This window comes from Sorangium sp. So ce406, from assembly GCF_051474675.1.
Lineage (GTDB): Bacteria > Myxococcota_A > Polyangia > Polyangiales > Polyangiaceae > Sorangium > Sorangium cellulosum_G.
On the sequence record NZ_CP150340.1, the window covers coordinates 10,083,383 to 10,103,584 of the forward strand.

Annotated in this window: 22 protein-coding genes; 13 read left to right on the forward strand and 9 right to left on the reverse strand. The window is 72.4% G+C overall.

Annotated features, from left to right (window positions below):
• Positions 1 to 79: 79 nt before the first annotated feature.
• Both WME96_RS37765 and mnmA read right to left on the reverse strand, forming a co-directional pair.
• On the reverse strand, positions 80 to 733 hold the full coding sequence (locus WME96_RS37765) for a hypothetical protein (protein WP_061617875.1): 654 nt from the start codon (positions 731 to 733) through the stop codon (positions 80 to 82).
• Positions 730 to 1,857: a tRNA 2-thiouridine(34) synthase MnmA gene (gene mnmA, locus WME96_RS37770; RefSeq protein ID WP_437292394.1), complete on the reverse strand. Its 1,128-nt coding sequence runs from the start codon at positions 1,855 to 1,857 to the stop codon at positions 730 to 732. Before mnmA ends, WME96_RS37765 begins: the two co-directional genes overlap by 4 nt.
• Before the next feature lie 187 nt (positions 1,858 to 2,044).
• On the opposite strand from mnmA, the gene WME96_RS37775 reads away from it, so the two are divergent.
• On the forward strand, positions 2,045 to 3,397 hold the full coding sequence (locus WME96_RS37775) for a response regulator (RefSeq protein WP_437286417.1): 1,353 nt from the start codon (positions 2,045 to 2,047) through the stop codon (positions 3,395 to 3,397).
• A 56-nt stretch (positions 3,398 to 3,453) separates the two neighbouring features.
• Here WME96_RS37775 and WME96_RS37780 read toward each other — a convergent pair whose 3' ends face one another.
• Positions 3,454 to 4,050 carry a CPBP family intramembrane glutamic endopeptidase gene (locus WME96_RS37780; protein WP_437286418.1) on the reverse strand — a complete coding sequence of 199 codons (597 nt, stop codon included), beginning with the start codon at positions 4,048 to 4,050 and terminating at the stop codon, positions 3,454 to 3,456.
• Positions 4,051 to 4,143: 93 nt separating this feature from the next.
• On the opposite strand from WME96_RS37780, the gene purQ reads away from it, so the two are divergent.
• The 4 genes from purQ to WME96_RS37800 all read left to right on the forward strand — a co-directional run bounded on the left by purQ (position 4,144) and on the right by WME96_RS37800 (position 7,487).
• A complete protein-coding gene (purQ, locus tag WME96_RS37785) occupies positions 4,144 to 4,866 on the forward strand; it encodes a phosphoribosylformylglycinamidine synthase subunit PurQ (protein WP_433929660.1) in 723 nt (240 codons plus the stop codon).
• Positions 4,863 to 5,663: a zinc ribbon domain-containing protein gene (locus tag WME96_RS37790; protein ID WP_437286419.1), complete on the forward strand. Its 801-nt coding sequence runs from the start codon at positions 4,863 to 4,865 to the stop codon at positions 5,661 to 5,663. The genes purQ and WME96_RS37790 overlap by 4 nt, the downstream gene beginning before the upstream one ends.
• Positions 5,641 to 7,020 (forward strand): DNA methyltransferase, encoded by a 1,380-nt coding sequence (locus tag WME96_RS37795; protein ID WP_437286420.1) that lies wholly within the window; start codon positions 5,641 to 5,643, stop codon positions 7,018 to 7,020. The genes WME96_RS37790 and WME96_RS37795 overlap by 23 nt, the downstream gene beginning before the upstream one ends.
• A gap of 110 nt (positions 7,021 to 7,130) precedes the next feature.
• Complete coding sequence (locus tag WME96_RS37800) at positions 7,131 to 7,487, forward strand: hypothetical protein (protein WP_437286421.1); 357 nt, start codon at positions 7,131 to 7,133, stop codon at positions 7,485 to 7,487.
• Between the two features lie 34 nt (positions 7,488 to 7,521).
• On the opposite strand, the gene WME96_RS37805 is transcribed toward WME96_RS37800, so the two are convergent.
• The gene (locus tag WME96_RS37805; RefSeq protein WP_437286422.1) at positions 7,522 to 8,805 is read right to left on the reverse strand and encodes an NAD(P)/FAD-dependent oxidoreductase; all 1,284 of its coding nucleotides are present in this window, start codon (positions 8,803 to 8,805) and stop codon (positions 7,522 to 7,524) included.
• A gap of 59 nt (positions 8,806 to 8,864) precedes the next feature.
• Between WME96_RS37805 and WME96_RS37810 the strand changes: the two genes are divergently transcribed.
• The 5 genes from WME96_RS37810 (at position 8,865) to WME96_RS37830 (ending at position 12,803) form a co-directional block, all read left to right on the forward strand.
• Complete coding sequence (locus WME96_RS37810; RefSeq protein ID WP_437286423.1) at positions 8,865 to 9,185, forward strand: 2Fe-2S iron-sulfur cluster-binding protein; 321 nt, start codon at positions 8,865 to 8,867, stop codon at positions 9,183 to 9,185.
• A 172-nt stretch (positions 9,186 to 9,357) separates the two neighbouring features.
• A complete protein-coding gene (locus WME96_RS37815) occupies positions 9,358 to 11,022 on the forward strand; it encodes an isocitrate lyase/phosphoenolpyruvate mutase family protein (protein ID WP_437286424.1) in 1,665 nt (554 codons plus the stop codon).
• 4 nt (positions 11,023 to 11,026) lie between these two features.
• Positions 11,027 to 11,539 carry a thiamine pyrophosphate-binding protein gene (locus WME96_RS37820; protein WP_437286425.1) on the forward strand — a complete coding sequence of 171 codons (513 nt, stop codon included), beginning with the start codon at positions 11,027 to 11,029 and terminating at the stop codon, positions 11,537 to 11,539.
• On the forward strand, positions 11,536 to 12,099 hold the full coding sequence (locus WME96_RS37825) for a thiamine pyrophosphate-dependent enzyme (RefSeq protein WP_433929672.1): 564 nt from the start codon (positions 11,536 to 11,538) through the stop codon (positions 12,097 to 12,099). The genes WME96_RS37820 and WME96_RS37825 overlap by 4 nt, the downstream gene beginning before the upstream one ends.
• On the forward strand, positions 12,096 to 12,803 hold the full coding sequence (locus WME96_RS37830) for an NTP transferase domain-containing protein (protein ID WP_437286426.1): 708 nt from the start codon (positions 12,096 to 12,098) through the stop codon (positions 12,801 to 12,803). Before WME96_RS37825 ends, WME96_RS37830 begins: the two co-directional genes overlap by 4 nt.
• A gap of 78 nt (positions 12,804 to 12,881) precedes the next feature.
• On the opposite strand, the gene WME96_RS37835 is transcribed toward WME96_RS37830, so the two are convergent.
• Positions 12,882 to 13,754 (reverse strand): CDP-alcohol phosphatidyltransferase family protein, encoded by an 873-nt coding sequence (locus WME96_RS37835; protein WP_437286427.1) that lies wholly within the window; start codon positions 13,752 to 13,754, stop codon positions 12,882 to 12,884.
• Positions 13,755 to 14,072: 318 nt separating this feature from the next.
• Between WME96_RS37835 and WME96_RS37840 the strand changes: the two genes are divergently transcribed.
• Positions 14,073 to 14,441 carry a PDZ domain-containing protein gene (locus WME96_RS37840; protein WP_437286428.1) on the forward strand — a complete coding sequence of 123 codons (369 nt, stop codon included), beginning with the start codon at positions 14,073 to 14,075 and terminating at the stop codon, positions 14,439 to 14,441.
• Between the two features lie 21 nt (positions 14,442 to 14,462).
• Here WME96_RS37840 and WME96_RS37845 read toward each other — a convergent pair whose 3' ends face one another.
• The gene (locus tag WME96_RS37845) at positions 14,463 to 14,858 is read right to left on the reverse strand and encodes a YbjN domain-containing protein (RefSeq protein ID WP_437286429.1); all 396 of its coding nucleotides are present in this window, start codon (positions 14,856 to 14,858) and stop codon (positions 14,463 to 14,465) included.
• Positions 14,859 to 15,199: 341 nt separating this feature from the next.
• On the opposite strand from WME96_RS37845, the gene metK reads away from it, so the two are divergent.
• Positions 15,200 to 16,447 (forward strand): methionine adenosyltransferase, encoded by a 1,248-nt coding sequence (gene metK / locus WME96_RS37850; RefSeq protein WP_433929678.1) that lies wholly within the window; start codon positions 15,200 to 15,202, stop codon positions 16,445 to 16,447.
• Between the two features lie 177 nt (positions 16,448 to 16,624).
• Here the strand turns inward: metK and WME96_RS37855 are convergent, their stop codons facing one another.
• Positions 16,625 to 16,789, reverse strand: coding sequence for a hypothetical protein (locus WME96_RS37855; RefSeq protein WP_437286430.1), 165 nt, complete (start codon positions 16,787 to 16,789; stop codon positions 16,625 to 16,627).
• On the opposite strand from WME96_RS37855, the gene WME96_RS37860 reads away from it, so the two are divergent.
• Positions 16,788 to 18,053 (forward strand): hypothetical protein, encoded by a 1,266-nt coding sequence (locus WME96_RS37860; RefSeq protein ID WP_437292395.1) that lies wholly within the window; start codon positions 16,788 to 16,790, stop codon positions 18,051 to 18,053. The two genes, WME96_RS37855 and WME96_RS37860, sit on opposite strands and share 2 nt — an antisense overlap.
• Positions 18,054 to 18,146: 93 nt before the next feature.
• Here the strand turns inward: WME96_RS37860 and WME96_RS37865 are convergent, their stop codons facing one another.
• On the reverse strand, positions 18,147 to 18,782 hold the full coding sequence (locus WME96_RS37865) for a phenylalanine--tRNA ligase beta subunit-related protein (RefSeq protein ID WP_437286431.1): 636 nt from the start codon (positions 18,780 to 18,782) through the stop codon (positions 18,147 to 18,149).
• Positions 18,783 to 18,822: 40 nt separating this feature from the next.
• Positions 18,823 to 20,151, reverse strand: a complete 1,329-nt coding sequence (locus WME96_RS37870; protein ID WP_437286432.1) for a phage head spike fiber domain-containing protein — start codon at positions 20,149 to 20,151, stop codon at positions 18,823 to 18,825.
• Positions 20,152 to 20,202 lie beyond the last annotated feature (51 nt).

The window sequence follows — 20,202 nt, forward strand, 5'->3', positions numbered from 1 at the left end:
TCAATCCACAGGGGCGCTGAAGGTTGTTGTCCTGACAGGTGGGACACCACCAGAGACCCAGGACGGAGTCGCGGCGAGCTCAAGGGAACGGTTGACCGGGTTGACCCCGCTCGAAGTAGAAGCGGAAAGCCCCGGTGACTCGCGAGAGGAGCTCCTGTGGGATGGCGTCCGCTGGATTGCCGAGCCCGGCGTCGCGCGGATCGCCGACCCAGACGTCGAACGTCGCGTCCGTGTACTTGTCGGCCGCGTCCGTCTCGTTCGGATCGCCGCTGAACAGAGCCTGGAACTTGATGGTCCCGTCCACGGCGTAGAGCACGACATTCTGGTTGTGGCAGGACCGCTGGAGGTAAAGCGCCATGTGCACGAGCGGCGCGAGCCCCGCCGGCTTCGGCGTCGGGGGCGGCGAGCCGGGCAGCTCGACGCCGGGCGGGAGCCCGACGCTCAGATCGACGTCGAGCTTGTTCACGTCCCCGTCGCCGCGGATGGCGTTGACGTCGTCGATCAGGACCGTGAGGCCGTCGGAGACCTCCTGCAGATCGCTGCCCCGCTGCACCCGGATCTGGAGCGTGGAGCGGTAGGGGACCGCAGCGAAGAAGTCGGGGCGCATGTCGTAGCTGTCGTCCCAGCAGTTCGCCGCGCGCAGCCGCGAGCTGTAGACCTCGCCCTCGCCCTGCCCGAGCGAGCAGCCCAGCGTGACGGCGCACGCGAGCGGCGCCAGCGCGCGGGCCCTCACGACAGCGCCTCCGGGCGAAGGGCGGCCGTGATGCGGCCGCCGCCGAGCACGCGGTCGCCCCGGTAGACGACCGCCATCTGGCCGGGGGAGACGGCGCGCACGGGGCTGGCGAACCGCGCCACGAAGCGCTCCGCGCCCGTCGCAGGGTCGCGCCGCCGCTCGATGACGCCGGGCGCCGCCTCGTGCCGCGCGCGCACCCGGACCTCGGCCTCCAGCGGGAAGACCGCGTCGTCGCACCACACCGCGTCGGCGATCTCGGCGCCCGCGGCGTAGAGATCGCCCTCGTCGCCGAGGCGCACCGCGCCCGACGCCGCGTCGAGGCCCACGACGAACGCGGGGCGGCCGAGCGAGACGCCGATGCCCTTGCGCTGGCCCACCGTGAAGCCGTGCACGCCGCCGTGCGAGCCGACGACGCGGCCGTCCCGATCGACGATGGGGCCGGGCCGGAGCCGGTCCGCGGCGCGCTCGGCCACGAAGGGCGCATACCGGCCGGAGGGGATGAAGCAGAGCTCCTGGCTCTCCCCCTTCTCGGCGCCCGGGAGCCCGCGGGCGATCGCCTCGGCGCGCACCTCGTCCTTGGTCGAGTCGCCCAGCGGGAAGAGGAGGCGCGACAGCTCGTCCGACCGGAGCATGTGGAGGAAATAGCTCTGATCCTTGTGCCGGTCGCGGCCGCGGTAGAGGCGGGCGTCGCCCTCCTCCACGACGACCCGCGCGTAGTGGCCCGTCGCGACCCACGAGACGCCCAGCCGCTCCGCCAGCGGGAACAGCTCCCGGAGCTTGACCGAGCGGTTGCAGGCGACGCACGGGCTCGGGGTCTCGCCCGCGAGGTAGGCGTCGACGAACGGATCGACGACGTGCTCGCGGAACAGGGCGCGGCGGTCGAACGTGTAGTGCGGAATCCCGAGGTGGTCGGCGACCCTGCGCGCGTCGTGCTGATCCTCGGGCGCGCAGCAGCGGCTCTTGACGCTGCCGTCGTCGGGGTAGTCCCAGAGGTGCAGCGTCACGCCGACGACCTCGTAGCCAGCGTCGCAGAGGCGCGCCGCGGCGACGGAGGAGTCGACTCCGCCGCTCATCGCGATGAAGACGCGAGCCCCCGGGGAGGCCCGCTCGCCGGGCCGCACCATGCCGTCGGCCTCTCGGACAGGACTTGCCATTTCCGTTCTTATAGCGTGAATCCCCCGCCGCGGTCGGGCGCCGCGGGCGAAAGCGCGGGCGGGGCCGCGCGGGAGGCAAAGCAGGCTCTGATGATCAGACCGGCTCTCCGCCATTCACCCTTGGCCACCCCCGCGGCGCGCGTGTACCGTCTGCCAGATGCCGAGCGGGGTCGTGCTCGTGATCGAGGACGAAGAGTATGTCGCGGACCTGCTCGCCACCGCGATCCGCGAGGCGGGTTACGAGGTCATCTTCTGCTCCACCGCGGAGGCCGGGCTCTCGACCGCCTGCACCCTGGAGCCCGAGTGCATCGTCTGCGACATCGGCCTGCCCGACCACGACGGCTACTGGGTCGCGCGCAACGTGCGCACCCAGCCGTCGCGGGTGTCGGTGACCCCGTTCCTGTTCCTCTCCGCGCTCGACGACCAGCAGTCCCGCCTCGAAGGCTTCCACGTGGGCGCCGACGTCTACATGACCAAGCCGTTCCGGGTCAGCGAGGTCGTCGCCCAGATCGGCGCGCTCGTGCAGATGGCCTCGCGCCTGCGCCAGCGGCGGGACAGCCTCATGTCCATCCCGGCCTCCGTCGACCAGACCGCGATCGAGGGCGACCTCAGCCAGATGTCGATCGCGACCGTCCTCACCGTCCTGGAGATGGAGCGGCGGTCGGGCGTGTTCGAGGTGACCAGCAAGAAGCGGCGCGCGCAGCTCGACATCGCCGAGGGGTGCATCGTCCAGGGGACCGTGGGGGGCACGCGCGTCTCGGCGCTCGCCGCGCTCCGCACGATGCTGAGCTGGAAGGTCGGGCGGTTCGCGTTCATCCCGGGCAGCCGCCCCGTGCCGTCGGAGCGAAAATCGATCGCCGCCTACCTGCTCGAGGCGACCCGGCTGGAAGACGAGAGCACCCGCGTCGAGCTGGAGCTCCCGCCGTCGCGGCGCCGCACGGAGCCCCGGATCGGGACGACGGCGCTCGGCGGGCCGTCGTCCATCCTGGACGACGTGGCGCCACCGTCGTCGCGCGCGCCGCTCGAGGAGCGCCTGCGCTTCGGGCCGGGCGTCGCTTCGCGGCGGGCGTCCGAGGGCGCGGTGGCGATCGCTGACGGGCCGCACGGGCCGCACGGGCCGCACGGGCCGCCGTCGCTCGATCTGAGCTTCGAGCTCGAGGCGGCGCCGCCGGTGACGCCGCCCACGCTGCGCTCGCTGGCCCGCATGGCCAAGCCGCCGTCGAGCCGGCGCGGGCCGGAGAGCGAGCCGCCCACGATGCCACGCGGTCAGGGCCAGACCTCCGCCTCCCCCTCACCACCCCCGTCCGGCCGGGCGACCGCGCCGCCGCCCTCGCCCGGCCGCGGGGGCCAGCCGGAGATGGCCCAGACGGAAGCGCCCTCCCGGGGGACCCTCGCCCCCCCGGCGACCCGGCCGGCGAGCCCGGACGCCGGGCAGCGGACGAGCGCCGCCCCGCAGCCGCCACGGCCGGTACCGCCCAGGCCGCCACGGCCGGAGACGAAGAAGCGCTGAGCGGCAGGCGCGCGAGCCGCCGATCGCCGCGCCGACAGCCGGCGCCCGGCGCGCGATCAGGCTTCCACGTGGTCCGGATCGTGGTCGCGCAGGTAGCTCATGTTCACGGCGTTCACGAGGGCGTGCGAGAGGAGCGGCCCGACGAGCGAGCCCGTCGCGGCAAAGATGGCGCCGAGGCCCGCGCCGACGGCCACGGCCCAGCCCACCCACACCCAGCGGCTCGGGCCGCGCATCTGGTGCACCAGGCCGAAGACGAGCGCGCTCAGCGCCACGCCGAGGAGCGGCGTCAGCAGCCCGCGGAAGAGCAGCTCCTCGCCGAGGCTCGAGAGGCCGGCGAGGAGCAGGATCTGGCCGAGCGAGAGCTCCCGCGCGACCGGGCGGAGATCGGCGTGCAGGCGGCGCGCCCAGACGAACCGGGCCACGGCGACGCGCGTCATCACGACGACGCCGGCCGCCAGCGTCAGGCCGAGCGCGGCGCTCACCAGCAGCGCGGCCGGCGGGCGCAGGGAGAGCCAGGGGCTCGGGTGGATCCAGGGCCATCCATCCTGCAGGCCCACGGCCAGCGCGGTCGCCAGCGCCGCGAGGACGAGGTAGCCGGACGCGACCCGCAACGTCGCGTCGGTTCGGCCGGTCCGCGCCCATCGCGAAGCCATGCCCCATGATGGCACGCCGCCGGAAGCCGGTGAAGCGGCGCGCGGCCTCAGGACCCCTGGCCGACCGCCGGCAACCAGACTACGTGGACGGCCATGCACGCGACCGTGGTCATCTTCCCGGGCTCCAACGCCGATGCCGAAATGATCCATACCCTCCGCGACGTGCTGCAGGTGCGCACGTCGACCGCCTGGCACCGCGACGCCGAGCTCCCCGCAGGCACCGACCTCGTCGCGATCCCCGGCGGGTTCTCCTACGGCGACTACCTGCGCTGCGGCGCGATCGCGCGCACGAGCCAGATCGTCCCCGCCATCCGACGACACGCGGAGCGCGGCGGGCTGGTGCTCGGCGTCTGCAACGGGTTCCAGATCCTCACCGAGGCGGGGCTCCTGCCCGGCGCCCTCACCCGCAACGCGCACCTCCGCTTCGAGTGCCGCGACATCTTCGTGACGCCGCGCGCGGACGGGCCGTTCACGAGCGGCCTGCCCCGGGTGCTCCGCCTGCCGATCGCCCACGCCGAGGGGCGGTATCAGGCCGATCCGGAGACGCTCAAGAAGCTCGTCGAGGAGCGCGCCATCGCCTTCCAGTACTGCGACCGGGAGGGGCTGGTCGGCGGGGGCGCGAACCCCAACGGTTCGGCCATGGACATCGCCGGCATCTACGGCGGGCCCCGGCGCAACGTGCTCGGGCTGATGCCGCACCCCGAGCGGATGAGCGAGGCCTTCCAGGGCTGCGCCGACGGGCGCGCCCTGTTCGACGCCGTGCTGCGCAGCGTGAGCGGCTCCCGCGCCGCGTCCGCCGCCGCGAGCGCGCCGTGAGCGAGACGTCGTCCGGCGCCGCCCGCTGCCGCGTGTGCGCCGCGGCGCTCGCGCCGGGGGGCGATCGCTGCCCGCAGTGCGGCGCGGACCAGCGCGCCGAGGCGTGCCCGCACTGCGGCGGCGTGGCCGGCGTCTCCGCGCACCCGGAGCTGCGCTTCCGGTGCGACGTCTGCGGCGGCCCGCGCGTCCCCGTCGCCGACGCGCGCGTCAAGCGGTCGGGCCGCGAGGTGCCGCTGCTCCAGAAGGCGCGCGCGGCGGCCTCGGCGCGCTCGGTCTGGCGCGCGGCGGGGATCGCGGCCAGCGCGCTCTTCGGCTTCGAGCTGCTCCTGTTCGCCGTGCTGCTGCTCATCCTGAGCGCGAGCGTGGGGCTGTTCACCGCGGGCCTGCTCACCATGGCGCCCGTCGCCGTCTTCGCGCTCTGGGCGTTCCGGCGAGCGAAGTCGCGGGGCCAGGACGTCGCGCCCGCGCTCGACGCCGCCTGGGTCTCCGTCGCGTCCGACGTCGCCCGGCAGACCGAGCGCCCGCTCACCGCCGGCGGGCTCGCCTCGACGCTCCGCATCGGCGAGTCGCAGGCCGAGGAGCTGCTCGCGCTGCTCGAGGTCAACGACGTCGTGCGCGGCGCGGTGAGCCCCGCGGGCGAGTTCGGCTACGCGCCGAAGCTGCGCGTCGGCGCGGCGCCGGCGGGCGAGACCGAGGCCGCGGCGCACGCGCTCGCCGAGGAGGAAGCCTTCGCCGCCGGACAGGCCGCCGAGCCGCTGGCGCAACGGACCGCCCATGTCGACCCCACGAAGCGCTGATCCCAAGCGGAAGCCGGGCCCCTCGCGGCAGGGTCCGCCGCGGCAAGGTCCGCCGCAGCAGGGGCCGCGGCACAAGGCGGACGCGGTCCGGCCTGCGCCGCCGGAGCGCCGCGCCGCGGCCGCTCCACCGGAGCGCCGCGCCCTGACCAACGTCGGCGGCGCGACGGTGCTCGAGGGCGATCCGGCCGACGCCGCGATGCTCGCCCACGCGCTCGACGTGGCCAGCTCGAGCACGGCGGAAGAAGCGGCCCGCGCCCACGTGCACGGGTTCCACAGCTACCCGGCCCGGATGCACCCGGACACGGCCCGCCGTCTCATCGAGGGGCTCTCGCGCCCGGGCGAGCGCGTGCTCGACCCGTTCTGCGGCAGCGGCACCGTCCTCGTCGAGGCCCGCCTCGCTGGCCGGGCGGCGATCGGCGTCGACGCGAACCCGCTCGCCGTGCGCCTGGCCCGGCTCAAGGTGCAGGGCAGCAGCCCGGGCGAGCGCGAGCGGCTCGTCGCCGCCGCCCGCGAGGTCGCGGCCGCGGCCGACGAGCGCCGCAAGGCGCGCGCCGGTCCGAGCCGCCGGTACGGGCCCGAGGACGTCGCCCTGTTCGAGCCGCACGTGCTGCTCGAGCTCGACGGGCTCCGCGTCGGTCTCGATCGCCTCACCGGCCACGGCGCCGAGGCGCTGCGCGAGGACCTCGAGCTCGTCCTCTCGGCGATCCTCACGAAGCTCAGCCGCCGCGCGTCCGACACGTCGGAGCACGAGCTGCCGCGGCGCATCGCCGCCGGCTACCCGGCGCGGCTCTTCGTCCGCAAGGCCGAGGAGCTCGCCCAGCGCCTCGCCGACGTCGCGGCGCCGCTCGCCGCGAGCCCGCCGGCGATCGTCGAGGAGGGCGACGCGCGCGTGCTCCGCGGCGTCGAGCCCGGCTCGGTCCACCTCGCGGTCACGTCGCCGCCCTACCCGGGTGTCTACGACTACCTCGCCCACCACGAGGCGAGGCTGCGCTGGCTCCGGCTCCGCAGCGCGCGCTTCGAGCAGGACGAGATCGGCGCCCGCCGGCACCTCGATCCGCTCGGCCCCGAGGCCGGCCGCGCGCGCTGGCGCGAGGAGCTCGGCGGCGTGCTCGGCTCGCTCGCGCGCGTCCTCCGCAGCGGCGCGCCGCTCGTGCTGCTCATCGCCGACAGCGTGGTGGCCGGCGCGCCGGTCTACGCGGTCGACGTGGTCCGGGCGGCGGCGTCCGGCGCGCCCGGCGCGCGCTTCACGGTCCGCGCGGTCGCATCGCAGCCGCGCCCCCACTTCCACCGCCCCACCGCGCGCGCCTTCCAGCGCCGCCCGCGCCACGAGCACGCCATCCTGCTGATCCGCGGCTGACCCGCCGAAAATTGCCCTGCGACGCCGGCCTGTGGCAGGGTCGACGACGTCGTTCAAGGCGCGCGCGGCGGCCGGCAGTGGCCGCCGGCGACGCCCCGGGCGCACGACGAATGGCGAGAGCTCTCCTTCCACGTCTCCTGCTGTGCGCGCTGCTGTGCGGCTCGTCCGTGCTCGGCTGCGGCAAGGCCGGCGGCGGAGCAGGGAGAGCTGGCCTCGAGAGCACAGGGATCGACGCGTGTGACGGCTACCTGGCCGCTATGGTCGCCTGCGCCGGCAAGCTGCCGGCCGGGACCCGGGAGAGCCAGGATGCCGCCATCTCGATCGCGCGCGACGCGCTCGCCGCCAGGGCGGAGGCCGACGACGACGCGCTCGAGGGCGACGCGCGGACGGAGGCGCGCGGCGCCCTCGAGGCCGCCTGCAAGCAGATGCGGGACGCGGTCCTGGACCGCGCCCCGTGCGGCGGCTGAGGATCGGCGGATCGACCAGGGCGCGCAGCGCGCGTCACGCGAAGTCGGGCAGGTCCGGCGGGTACTGCTGCCGCAGGAACGACGCCCACTGCGGCCGCCGCTCGGAATGGAACACGTCGCCCGCGAGCATGCTCGTGATGAGCTTGCGCATCGTGGGCCGCTGGTTCTGTTCGAAGAGGATCTCGCGGAAGTGGCCCTTGTAGAAGCCCTGCACGACGCCGAGGAACAGGTCGACCGCGTAGCGGACCTCCGCCTCGTAGCCCGCGAACGCGGCGCGCGAGGTGTCCCCGGACTCGAGCGCGCGGTGGATCGCCGTGGCCGCGAGGTCGGCGCCCTTGACGGCGAGGTGCGCGCCGGTCGAGAAGAGCGGGTCGAGGAAGCCGCCGGAGTCCCCCACGAAGAGCCAGCCGTCTCCGGCGAGCTGATCGATGCGGTACGAGAAGTCGGCGAGCGCCCCCACGGGCCTGGTGCGCCGCGCGTTCGCGAGGAACTCCCGCGCCCAGCCGCTCTGCGCGACCGTGCGATCGAAGAGCTCGTCCAGGCTCTCCCCCTTCCTGCGGCCCCGGATCCAGCTCGAGGAGACCACCGCCCCGACGCTCGTCAGCGCGCCGCGGAACGGGATGAACCAGAACCAGCCGTGCTCGAAGATCACGAGCTGGATGTTGCCCTCGAGGATCCCCTCCTCGCGCACCACGCCCTCGTAGTGGGCGAAGAGCGCGGTCTTGTCGAGCTCGGCGAGGTGCGCCTTGCGCCGCATCCTCGACGCGAGCAGCGTGTCCCGCCCCGTCGCGTCCACGATCACCGGCGCGCGGAGCTCGACGACGTCGCCCCCGTCGGCGCGCGCGGCCTCCCCCGGCGCGGCGTCGCCGGACCGCGCGCGAGGCCGCGCGCGCACCCCGACCGCGCGGGAGCCCTCGAACACCACCTCGACGGCCTCCCACGACTCGCGCACCTCCGCGCCGAGCTCCGCCGCGTGCCGGAGCAGCAGCTCGTCGAAGGCGTCGCGCTGCACCTGGTAGGCGAACTCGAACCTCGGATCGAACGCGTCGGCGAAGCTGTACGTCCGCGTCCGCCCCGTCGACGAGCACAGGAACCGGGCGCCGTATTTGCGAAGGAAGCGCGCGTCCAGCTTCTCCTCGAGCCCGAGCCGCGCGAACACCTCGCGGGAGTGAGGCAGCAGCGACTCCCCGATGTGAAAGCGAGGGAACGTCTCGCGCTCGAGCACGAGCGCCCTGCGGCCGAGCCTCGCCAGCGAGGCGGCGAGCGTGGATCCCCCCGGCCCTCCGCCGAGGATGATTGCGTCCCAGCGATCCGTCATGAGCCCGTCGTATAGTGCGTGAGGACGCCCGAGAAAATGCGCTCCAGGAGGAAGCGGCGATGCCCACGGTCGTGTTCGATGCCAGCGCGCTCGGCCCCGCCGTCACCGCGGAGGCCGGGGCTGGCAGGCTCATCGATGTCTGCGACGACGCGCGCGCGCCGGTCGCGTTCTCGTGCCGCGACGCGCGCTGCGCCACCTGCCGCGTCGAGGTCTTCGAGGGCGAGCAGCTCCTCGAGCCGCCCACGCGCGACGAGCTCGATCTGCTCGATCGCTTCGGCGCCCCGCCGCGGCTCCGCCTCGCGTGCAAGGCTGTGCTCCGCGCCGGCCCCGGGCTGATCCGGCTGCGAGGCGTCATTGGCGGCACTGGAGAACGGTGTTAAGGCTCGCCACGCCCTGAGGCCCGGCTCCTTCGGTGAGAGCGAGATCCGGCGCCCCCCGGAGCTGCCCGCGCGCGGCGACGGCGGGGCGCCCATCGCCAGGCCGCGCTCCGCTGCGCGCGCGGCGCCTCGCCGGGCAAGGGCGTCCGGACCGCGCGGGGGAGTGGAGGGAGACGTGACCAAAGCCAGGAAGCTGCGCGAGCTCATGGCCCGCCCCGGCCCGATCGTCCTCATCGGCGCGCACAACGGGCTCTCCGCGAAGATCGGTGAAGAGGCAGGGTTCGACGGGCTCTGGGCCTCCGGCTTCGAGATCTCCGCGAGCTACGCGGTGCCGGACGCCAACATCCTCACGATGGCGGAGAACCTCCAGGCCGCCCGGATGATGAACAACACGTCGCTCCCCGTCGTCGCGGACTGCGACAACGGCTACGGCAACGCCGTCAACGTCGTCCGCTGCGTCGAGGAGTACGAGGCCGCCGGCATCGCGGCCATCTGCATGGAAGACAACATCTTCCCGAAGCGCTGCAGCTTCTACGCGGGCGTGAAGCGCGAGCTCGCCGAGATCGAGGAGCACGCGCTCAAGGTGCGCGCGGCCAAGGCGGCGCAGAAGGACAGCGACTTCGTCGTCATCGCGCGGACCGAGGCGCTCATCGCCGGCTGGGGCATGGAGGAGGCGCTCCGCCGCGGCCGCGCCTACGCGGATGCGGGCGCCGACATGGTGCTCATCCACTCGAAGAGCAAGGACCCGGACGAGGTGCTCTCCTTCGCCCGCGCGTGGGATCGCCCGCGCACGCCGCTCGTCTGCGTGCCGACGATCTACCGCACGACCAGCGTCGACGCGCTGCACGAGGCCGGCTTCAAGCTGATCATCTTCGCCAACCACGCGATCCGATCCTCCATCAAGGCGATGACGGAGACGCTCCAGACGCTGAAGCGCGAGATGTACACCGGCAGCGTCGACGACAAGGTCGTGCCGCTCGAGCGCGTCTATGAGCTCGTGGGCGTCGACAAGATGAAGCAGGAGGAGTCGCGCTTCCTGCCCTCCGGCAGCCCGGGCGTGACCGCGGTCATCCTCGCCGCCGGCCAGAGCCAGGGGCTCCTGCCGCTCACGGAGGAGCTGCCGAAGCCGATGCTCGACCTGAAGGGCAAGAGCATCCTCGAGCGGCAGATCGACGTGCTCAACGCCTGCGGCGTGAAGGACGTCGCCGTCGTGCGCGGGTACAAGAAGGAGGCGGTCAAGCTCCCGAACGTCCGCACCTACGACAACGATGAGTACGCGACGACGAACGAGGTCGTCTCGCTCTTCCGCGCCTCCAAGGAGCTGAACGGGCCGTTCGTCTTCCTCTACGGCGACATCGTGTTCGAGCGCGGGCACCTCGAGAAGCTCCTCAAGAGCCCGGCCGACGTCTCGATCGTCGTCGACCGCGCCTACGCCGAGGGCCAGCGGCCCAAGGACGCGCGCGGCGTGCCCGACCTCGTGGTGCTGAAGGACGCCCAGGAGGCCGGTTACCGCTTCGTGGGCGCCGAGGCGCCGCACCGGGTGGCGCGCGTCGGCCGCGCGATCGCCGAGCGCGACGCGCACGGCGAGTTCACCGGCATGGCCATGTTCACCGCGAGGGGCGCGCGCCTGCTCACCGACTGCTACCACCAGCTCCAGGAGACCCGCGCCAAGGGCGGCTTCCACGAGGCCGAGTCGCTCCGCAGCGCGACGTTCACCGACCTGCTCCAGGAGCTCATCGATCGCGGCGCGGACGTGCAGGCGATCGACGTCTACAAGGGTTGGCTCGAGATCGACACGTTCGAGGACTACCGTCGCGCCTGGGCGCTGATCAAGGAGTGAGCCGATGTCCCACGGTTCAGGCAAATCGTACGCGCCCGAGTTCGTCGCCGCGCTCAAGGACGCGGGGTTCGACTTCTTCGCCGGCGTCCCCTGCTCTCTCTTGAAGGGCCTCGTCGCGCAGCTCGAGAGCGACAAGGGCGCCCGCTACATCTCGGCGACGCGCGAGGACAGCGCGATCGGGATGGCCGTCGGCGCCTGGCTCGGCGGCAAGCTGCCGATGGTGCTGATGCAGAACTCCGGGCTCGGCGTCTCCGTCAACGCGCTGGCCTCGCTGAGCACGATGTACGAGGTGCCCACGCTGCTCGTCATCTCGTGGCGCGGCGAGGGCGGCAACGACGCCCCGGAGCACCTCATGATGGGCGAGATCATGATCCCCCTCCTCGACCTCATGAAGATCCCCCACCGCGTCCTCCGCGCCGGCGAGGCGATGGAGCCGCAGGTGGGCTGGGCGAAGGACGTCATGCTCTCCACAAGGCAGCCGGCGGCGCTCATCGTGCCCGCGGGGGTGCTCGAATGAACAAGCTCGAAGCGCTCAAGGTGTTCACGGCGGCGGTCGGGAAGAGCGACCTCGTGGTCTGCTGCAACGGCATGATCGGCCGCGAGCTCTACACGACGCAGGACCGGCCCTCGAACTTCTACATGATCGGCTCGATGGGGCTCGGCCTGTCGATCGGCCTCGGCCTCGCGCTCGCGCAGCCGCGCAAGCGGGTCTTCGTGCTCGACGGCGACGGCAACGTCCTCATGGGCATGAACGCCCTCGCCAGCGTCGGGAGCGAGCGGCCGGTGAACCTCGTGCACGTCGTCCTCGACAACCGGTCCCACGCCTCGACGGGCGGGCAGCGGACGATCTCGGGCGACGTGAAGCTCGAGTCGGTGGCGAGCGCGGTCGGCTACCGCGCCACGCACCGCGCCGACGCCGTCGACGCGTTCGACGCGTCGCTGCGCGCCGCGCTCGTGCAGCCCGGCCCGGTCATGGTCCTCGCCCTCGTCGACGGCGGCACCGTGAAGGGCATCGGCCGCGTCGCCGAGACCCCGCCGGAGCTCGCCGCCCGCTTCGCGGCGGAGGCGCGCCGATGAGGGCGATCCTGCTCGCCGCGGGCCGCGGCCGGCGCATCGGCCGGGACGCGCCCAAGTGCCTCATCTCCATCGAGGGCAGGACGCTGCTCGAGCGGCACCTCGTGAACCTCGCCGAGAGCGGCGTCACCGATCTCACGATCGTGGTCGGCTTCCGGCGCGAGATGATCGAGGACGCCCTCGCGTCGCTCCGCCCCTCGCTGAGGGTCGAGCTCATCGACAACCCGCGGTTCGTGCACGGCAGCATCGTCTCGCTCCACGCCGCGGCCGAACGGCTGTCGGGCGGCGGGCTGTGGATGGACGCCGACGTGCTGTACCCCGCCGCGTTGCTGCGGCGCCTCGTGACCTCGCCCCACGAGAACTGCCTGCTCGTCGACGCGAGCTCCGAGGAGACCGGCGAGGAGATGATGGTCGGCGTCCGCGCCGGCCGCGTGGTCAAGATCGCGCGCCGCGTGGGCAAGGGCTGGGACGTCGCGGGCGAGAGCGTCGGCTTCGCCAAGGTCGGCGCGCAGGGCGGCCGCGTAATGCAGCGCCTCCTCGAGGAAGAGGTCTCCGCCGGCCGCCTCGATCAGGAGTACGAGGCCGCGATGGACCGCGCCTTCCAGGAGGTTCCGTTCGGCGTCGAGCGCGTCGACGACCTGCCCTGGACCGAGATCGACTTCGAGGAAGACGTGGAGAAGGCCCGCCGGCTCGCGAGCTCGCTCTGATACCCTTTCATCCAGCACACACTTCCACACACATCGCCATACGCCCACCCGGGCCTGACCTCCGCGTCGCGGCTGGGCTCAGGCCGCGGCGAGCTTCGCGCGCCGGGACGCGCTGCGGATGAACCAGCCGTTCAGCAAGATGACAGCGACGATCCAGACGACCCCGCCCGTCGCGAAGAAGACCTGACCCAGCCAGAGCTGATCGACGAGCAGCGTCAGCACCACCATCGACAGGAACGCGTCCCCGTTCGATATCGCCCAGAGCGCGCCGATGAGGCGCGTGAGCGGCGACGACTCCTCCCGGATCAACAGCTTTACCTGAGCCGCGCTCGTCGACGACCGGCTCCGCTCGGGGTCGAACCGCGCGCGCGCGAAGGCGAGGTGACCCATCCGCCCGATGAAGACGTCGACATGGGCGAAGAACGAGGACGAGGGGCCGAGCGCCTGGATCTTGCGGCGCAGCGCCTCCACCGTCTCGTCGGTGCCCCGCTCGAAGATCGAGCAGTACTTGAGCCTGAAGTAGTCCGCGGCGAAGGAGCGCAGCGCCGCCTGGAGCATCGCGAGCAGCAGGATCGCGTTCGTGGACAGGACGGCGCTCCACGGGCCCCCAGGCGGCGGGTGAAGGTGAAAGTGCCAGAAGATGCCCGCGTAAAGGAAGGTCACACCGAGCCAGTCCGCCAGGGCGTCAATGGCGTGCCCGGCCGGGCTCACCATGCTCTTCGCCCGCGCCAGCGCGCCGTCCACGCAGTCCAGGATGGAGCGGAGCTCGAACGCGAGCGCGCCGGCGACGAGGGCGCGCGGATCATCGAACGTCACCAGGTATCCGGCGAGCGCCGCGAAGAGCGGTTGGACCAGCGTCACCTGGTTGGGGGTGACCGGCGTCCTCATCAGCGCCCGCACGATCCAGCGCGCGATCGGGTACCGGTAATAGCGATTGAACGGATCCTCCATGCGCATCTTCCAGCCTCCGGGCACGCCGCCGGACTGAGCGGCAGGCGTCGAGCTCTCGGTGGCAGCGCACGGTGCAGACATCGGCGGTTCCGGCCCGGAATCTAGAGCAGCCTCCCACCGGAGACCAACTGGATCGTGAGCGCGCGGGCGGCCTCCCGAGGCGCACCGTCGTGATGCAAGCTCTGGCCGCCGGCGCGGCGCCGTGCGGGGCGCAGACGTCCGCCGCGGGCCGTCGAAGAACCGCGTGGTCGAATGCGCCGCCATACCGAGAAGGACGCTTCGCCCCCTGTCAGGCGCCCGGGGCGCTATGGTGACGCCGTGGCAAGCACGTCCTGGAGCGCGGCGCTCCTGCTCATCGCCGCCGGTTGCAGCGCGAGCGTGGGCTCCATCGGGGCCGTCCTGGGGAGAGACAACGAGTCGGAGGCGCTCTATGTGCGCGACGTGCCGCCGGGCCTCGCCGCCGAGCGCGCCGGGCTGATCCCGGGCGACGAGATCCTCATGATCGATGGCGTCTATGTCCGCGATCTCTCCTCGGCCGAGGTGCGCGATCGGCTCCGCGGGGACGTCGGCAGCGCCGTCGAGCTCACGGTCGTGCGCGGGCGCGACGTGCGGCGCGTCCGGGTCGTGCGCGGCGCGCTGAAGGCGCAGGAGGGGATCAAGCCGAGAGAAGAGCGGATCCTGCCTTGATGGCCGGTCGTGAGGCGGGCCTCACGGCGCGGCGAGCTCCTGCAGCTCGGCATAGTGCTTGTTCGCATAGAACGAGAGCACGTCGACGGCGTCGCGCACCTCGCTGGGGTCGAGGTCCTCAAGGCGGTACTCGACACTCAGGATGACGTCGCCCTCCTCGTCGGCCGAGAGCTTGGCCATGTTGATCTCGCGGTTCAGCCGGAGGAGGCGCCGCACGATCGCCTCGCCCTCCTCGAGCTCCATCGGGAGCCGCACGAACGGGATCACCGCGAACACGACGAAGGGGGGCGAGAGCCGCACGAACAAGGGGAAGAGGCGCTCGGCTCCCTGAAAGTCGCTGCGCATCGTGTCGCTGGACACGACCTCCACAGCCCAGCCCTCGCGCTCGAGGCAGGTCCTGATCTCGTCGAACGTCATGGCGCGGCATCATAGCCGCTGAAGAGGCGCCTCCGGGAGTGCGCCCGATCGGGACCGCGCGCCGCGCTCGCCCGGTCCGGCGGGCGGCCCGCGGCGAGGCGCGAAGGCCGCGCGGGAACGCGGGAAGTCGCGCCCCGCGCGCGGGAAGCGCGGGAAGAGCGCGGGAAGAAGGAACGCCGACCGCGCGCGCCGAAGGGAGACACACGCGGCGGAACCCGGCCTGACAGCAGCTCGTCCGGCCGGCGCTTTTGTCCGCGCGAGGCCGCGGCTCGCGTTGACGGTGCCTCGCGCTCGAACTATGCGTACGGGTCCGTATTTCGAGTCCGCCGAAGGAGCGATTCATGCGCCGTTATCAGTTCACTTCCGAGTCCGTCACCGAAGGACACCCCGACAAGGTGTGCGACCAGATCTCCGACGCCATCCTCGATGGGATCATCGAGAAGGACCCGACGGCCCGCGTCGCCTGCGAGACCCTGGTGAAGACGGGCATGGCCGTCGTGGCCGGCGAGATCACGACCTCGGCATGGGTGGACATGCCGGTCGTGGTGCGCAACACGATCAAGGACATCGGCTACACCGACGCCTCGATGGGCTTCGATTACGAGACGTGCGCGGTGCTCACGGCGATCGAGAAGCAGTCGCCCGACATCTCCCGCGGCGTCACCGAGGGCGAGGGCCTCTTCAAGGAGCAGGGCGCCGGCGATCAGGGGCTCATGTTCGGCTTCGCGACGGACGAGACGCCCGAGCTGATGCCCGCCCCGATCAGCTTTGCCCACCGCCTCGCGCGCAAGCTCGCCGATCTCCGCAAGTCGAAGAAGCTCGATTGGCTGCGCCCCGACGGCAAGACCCAGGTCACGATCGAGTACGAGGAGCACACGCCCGTGCGCGTGAGCGCGGTCGTCGTGTCGACGCAGCACGGCCCCGAGGTCAAGCACAAGACGATCGTCGACGCGGTGCGGAGCATGATCATCGAGAAGTGCGTCCCGGCCAAGCTGATGGACCGGAACACGAAGATCTACGTGAACCCCACCGGCCGCTTCGTGGTCGGCGGCCCCTTCGGCGACGCCGGCCTCACCGGCCGCAAGATCATCGTCGACACCTACGGCGGCATGGGCCGGCACGGCGGCGGCGCCTTCAGCGGCAAGGACCCGACGAAGGTCGATCGCTCCGCCTGCTACTACGCGCGCTACGTCGCGAAGAACGTCGTCGCGTCGAAGCTCGCCGCGCGCTGCGAGGTGCAGATCGCGTACGCCATCGGCGTCGCGCAGCCCGTCGGCGTGCACGTCAACACGTTCGGCACGGGCCGCGTGGGCGACGAGGTGCTCGAGAAGTACATCATGCAGAACTTCGACATGCGGCCGAAGGCGATCATCGAGCAGCTCGACCTGCTGAAGCCCATCTACCGCAAGACGGCCGCGTACGGCCACTTCGGGCGCGACGAGTTCAGCTGGGAGAAGACGAACCGCGCGGCCAAGATGGCCGAGGACCTGCTGCGCCCGACGCTCTCCGCGGTGCCCGCGAAGGTGAACGGCTCCGCCAAGAAGGAGCCGAAGCGCAAGGGCAAGAAGGAAGTGGGCGCCGAGGCCTGATCGTCCAGAACGCCCCGACGCGATCGGGGCGGAGCCAGGCACCCCCGCGAGGGGGCGAGAGCGCCGGCGCTGTGAAAGCGCCGGCGCTCGGCGCTTTGTCGACGCGGCGCGCCCCGCCTCGAACGCCGCGGACGCCGACCTGGCGCGGGAAGCCGGTGCACGATGTGGGCCCCTGACTCACAAAAAAGCACCGCCCTTCGCCGGGATGGGCTGACTGTTGCCGCCGCTTCTGCTGATAAAATCATCGACGACTCCCGTATCGCGGATCGATCTGAACCTCCCTGGTTCCATGCGACCTCGAGGAGCACCGATGAGAGCTTGGTTGAATTTCTTGAGCGTCATGGCAGCGGCCGGGTGTCTGGGCGTGGCCTGCACCGGGAACATCGGACCGGTGCTCGACCTCGTCGGCGGGGATTCCGGAAGCGGCGGCACGGACGGCGGCTCCGGCGTCGGCAGCGGCGGCGGGGTGCCGCCCACGACAGCCGACGCGACCATCAGCACGTCCACGGCGACGGGGAGCGTCGACTGCAGCGGCTTGCCGGACGACGACGCGGATGGCGACGGCTTCTCGGAGCTCCAGGGCGACTGCGACGACTGCAACGCGCAGGTCAACCCGAATGCCATCGACCCTCCGACCGTCAGCGGCGATGGGGGCGCCGATCCGGCGCCCGTCGATGACGACTGCAACGGCGTCCCCGACGACTACGTGCCCGAGATGTGCGACGACGGGCTCCCGATCGACGACGACGATCCGTACAACGCCGCCAAGGCGGTCGAGCTGTGCAAGATGTCGTCCGGGCCCGGCGACTGGGGCGTGGTCTCCGCGAAGTGGGTCATGGTCGACGGCGCGCCGCCCCCGGAAGGCGAGGAGCTGCGCGCCAACTTCCACCGCGGGCACGGCCTCCTGCCCGGGTTCGGGCCCAACGTGACGCCGAGGGGGGGCGCGCGCCTGCTCGCCCTCTCGAGCGGCGCGGCGCGGCAGCAGCAGGACGAGGGGTACGAGAGCCCGCAAGGCTTCGACAAGAAGTACGAGAGCGACTTTCCCGCCGGCTTCCCGAAGCACCCCCGGGAGTGCGGCGATCTCGTGCCCGCGAAGCCGTCCGATCCGACCGCGATCGAGATCACGATCCGGGTCCCGTCGAACGTCCACGGCTTCTCGTTCCACGTCAATTACGCCACGTTCGACTGGCCGTATGCGTGCACCGATTTCAACGATTACTTCATCGCCCTGCTCTCGCCGCGGCCGCCTGATCTCATCGATGGCCACATCCTGTTCGACGCCCAGAACAACGCGATGAGCATCAACAACGCGTTCATCGACGTCTGTACCTGCGAGGGCGAACGGCCCTGCAACCTCGACGGCGTGCAGTACGACTGCGACCGCGGGACGCGGGAGCTGCTCGGGACGGGGTTCGAAAACCGCGCCGGGACGAGCTGGCTGCTCACCTCGGCGCCCGTGGAGCCGAACCAGGAGATCAAGATCCGGTGGGGAGCGTACGACGCCGGAGATCACGAGCTCGACTCGACAGGGCTCGTCGACAACTGGCGGTGGCTCACCGACGAGGACGTGCGCGTCGTGACGGTGGCGGACCGGCCCGCGCTCTGACGAGGCGCTGACGCGCGTCGCGCCGGCAGCGCGCTCGGGGCGCACGGCGGCGGGCGCGCAGCGGCGTCCCGCGCCGCCGCTGCGTCGGGCGGCTCAGGGGGCGATCGGCGCGTCCGAGGTCGCCGCGCCGACGCCGGCGAGCAGCTCCCTGTACCAGGCGGCCGCCTCGGCGGCGCGGCCCGGCAGCGCGCGGCTGCCCCAGAGCACCGAGAGCGTGCGCGTCGTCCCGGCGTGCGTCTTGGTCCGCTGCGAGTCCTTCACGGCGTTCGCGCACGGGCCCTCCGCGTCGAAGACGCAGAGGAGCCCCTCGAGATCGATCTCCTGCCCCGAGGCGTTGAACACGTAGCGGGCGCCCGCGGGCGCCACGCCGATGCGGAGCGGCGGGATCGCGCGGTCGAGGTCGACGACGCTGATGGGCAGCCCGGAGTGCAGCGACACGGCGTTGCACGCGTCCACGGCCGCGTTGATGGGCCCGAGCGAGCCGTCCGCGGCGGCGCGGATGAGGTACTCGGAGGCCGGCTTGCCCCGGCCGGTCGGCTTGTACCCGCCGTGCCGGAGGAGGTCGCGGACGGCCGCGCGCACGGCGTCGTCCGAGCGGAACGGGGCCGCGGCCTTGTCGGACAGGAGGCCGCGCAGCGCCTCGCTCGCCGGCAGCTCGCCGAGCGGCGCGGGGAAGGTGGTGACGAAGGCGGCGGCGTCGAGCAGAGGATGTGCCGAGATCGTGAGCACGCGGCGCACTCTACACCACCGGCGGGGCCGCGCGACGGCGTCAGTGCACCTCGTAGAACTCGACGCGGCGTAGATCCGCGCACTCCTGGCTGCCGCCTGGGTCTCCGAGGATGTGGATGCGACCCGACCCGGGGACGGAGATGGCGCCCACGGCCGCCGGTGCGTCGACCGAGGTCTCCTGCTCCCCGTCGATGGCGACCTGCAGCGACAGCCCGGCGGGCGAGCTCGAGATCTCGACGAGGAGGGCCTGCTCGCGCTCCCACGAGAGGCCCTCTGTGGCCAGGGTCGCGGCGCCGCGGTGGCCCGTCGCGGTCATCACGAGCGCGCCGTCCGAGGCCCGCAGAAACACCCTGTTTCCGGGATCGATGTAGAGGAGGTCGTGATCGGCGAGCTGCTCGCCAGAGGCGTAGTTGGGCGCGAGCTCGATGAGCGCCTTGAACCACCCCTTCCAGATCAGCCATTCGGCGTTGTTCGCGTACAGCACGTCCGCCTCGCGCCGCCGCGCGCTACCCGTGGTCGGGATGGCCGACGACGGGTATCGCGCCGACTCGAGGTTCAGGAACGCGAAGCTCGCCGCGCTCAGCCTCGCTGCCTCGCCCGCCGCGGGATAGAGCCAGATCTGCCCGGCGCGATCGGTCTCGACGCCGGTGAAGTCGATGCGGCGCCACGCGCGCGCCGGCGCGAGCACCTTGGTGCGCGCGTCGGCCTGCGCGGCATCGTCGAACGCAAAGGCCCGTATCCACGCGAAATCGCCCTTCTCTCCGTCGATGTCGCCCACCCACCCGGAGATGGTCGAGGTCGATCCGCCGCTGCGGTCGACCGGGACATATGCCGCCGACGCCTGCTCCGCGTCTTCATCGGAGACACGCCCGGCGGACATCTCGCCATCCGGCCCGCGCGCCGCTGCGAGGCTGGCGTCGTAGATCACGCGCCAGGGCCGCTGCCCCGGCGTCGAGAGCGGAATCCGGTTCTCGCGCGCGCCCTCGAGGCTGAGCCCCCAGGGCCTGTCGTCGCCGGTCCGGCGCGCCCGGGGAACGTCCGCCGGTATCCCGCTCACGACGGCGCTCTCGCCGATCTGCACGGTCTTGTCCGGCGTGGGGCTCTCCAGCGTCAGCCAGCGCGGAAGCTCGTAGATCCCCGGCTGCGCCGGGGCGCCCGCGGCCCACCTGGTGAGCATCCCGTTCGGCAGGCCGTCGACGCCCCCTTCGCCGCCGGAACCGCCGTCGCCATCGCCATCCGACCGAGTCCCGCCCTCGCGGCTCCGCTCGCCCGTTCCGTGCAGATCGAGCGTGCATGTCGACGCCGCGCTCGCCGCGAGGATCACCAACGGAAGGTCCGTTAATGCAAAGCGGCGAGCAGCGGCTTTCATCGCCGGATGTTTGTCCTCCCACACTCCCCCTGTCAACGCCGGGAGTGCGCA

Excerpts from the sequence above, each read along its gene's own strand:
- WME96_RS37855 (WP_437286430.1), bottom strand. The coding sequence starts at position 16,789 with ATGACGCTCAAGAAATTCAACCAAGCTCTCATCGGTGCTCCTCGAGGT.
- WME96_RS37825 (WP_433929672.1), top strand. The coding sequence starts at position 11,536 with ATGAACAAGCTCGAAGCGCTCAAGGTGTTCACGGCGGCGGTCGGGAAG.
- WME96_RS37775 (WP_437286417.1), top strand. The coding sequence starts at position 2,045 with ATGCCGAGCGGGGTCGTGCTCGTGATCGAGGACGAAGAGTATGTCGCG.
- WME96_RS37845 (WP_437286429.1), bottom strand. The coding sequence starts at position 14,858 with ATGACGTTCGACGAGATCAGGACCTGCCTCGAGCGCGAGGGCTGGGCT.
- WME96_RS37795 (WP_437286420.1), top strand. The coding sequence starts at position 5,641 with ATGTCGACCCCACGAAGCGCTGATCCCAAGCGGAAGCCGGGCCCCTCG.
- WME96_RS37800 (WP_437286421.1), top strand. The coding sequence starts at position 7,131 with ATGGCGAGAGCTCTCCTTCCACGTCTCCTGCTGTGCGCGCTGCTGTGC.
- metK (WP_433929678.1), top strand. The coding sequence starts at position 15,200 with ATGCGCCGTTATCAGTTCACTTCCGAGTCCGTCACCGAAGGACACCCC.
- WME96_RS37805 (WP_437286422.1), bottom strand. The coding sequence starts at position 8,805 with ATGACGGATCGCTGGGACGCAATCATCCTCGGCGGAGGGCCGGGGGGA.
- purQ (WP_433929660.1), top strand. The coding sequence starts at position 4,144 with ATGCACGCGACCGTGGTCATCTTCCCGGGCTCCAACGCCGATGCCGAA.
- mnmA (WP_437292394.1), bottom strand. The coding sequence starts at position 1,857 with ATGGTGCGGCCCGGCGAGCGGGCCTCCCCGGGGGCTCGCGTCTTCATC.
- WME96_RS37870 (WP_437286432.1), bottom strand. The coding sequence starts at position 20,151 with ATGAAAGCCGCTGCTCGCCGCTTTGCATTAACGGACCTTCCGTTGGTG.
- WME96_RS37830 (WP_437286426.1), top strand. The coding sequence starts at position 12,096 with ATGAGGGCGATCCTGCTCGCCGCGGGCCGCGGCCGGCGCATCGGCCGG.
- WME96_RS37835 (WP_437286427.1), bottom strand. The coding sequence starts at position 13,754 with ATGGAGGATCCGTTCAATCGCTATTACCGGTACCCGATCGCGCGCTGG.
- WME96_RS37780 (WP_437286418.1), bottom strand. The coding sequence starts at position 4,050 with ATGGCTTCGCGATGGGCGCGGACCGGCCGAACCGACGCGACGTTGCGG.
- WME96_RS37810 (WP_437286423.1), top strand. The coding sequence starts at position 8,865 with ATGCCCACGGTCGTGTTCGATGCCAGCGCGCTCGGCCCCGCCGTCACC.
- WME96_RS37820 (WP_437286425.1), top strand. The coding sequence starts at position 11,027 with ATGTCCCACGGTTCAGGCAAATCGTACGCGCCCGAGTTCGTCGCCGCG.
- WME96_RS37860 (WP_437292395.1), top strand. The coding sequence starts at position 16,788 with ATGGCAGCGGCCGGGTGTCTGGGCGTGGCCTGCACCGGGAACATCGGA.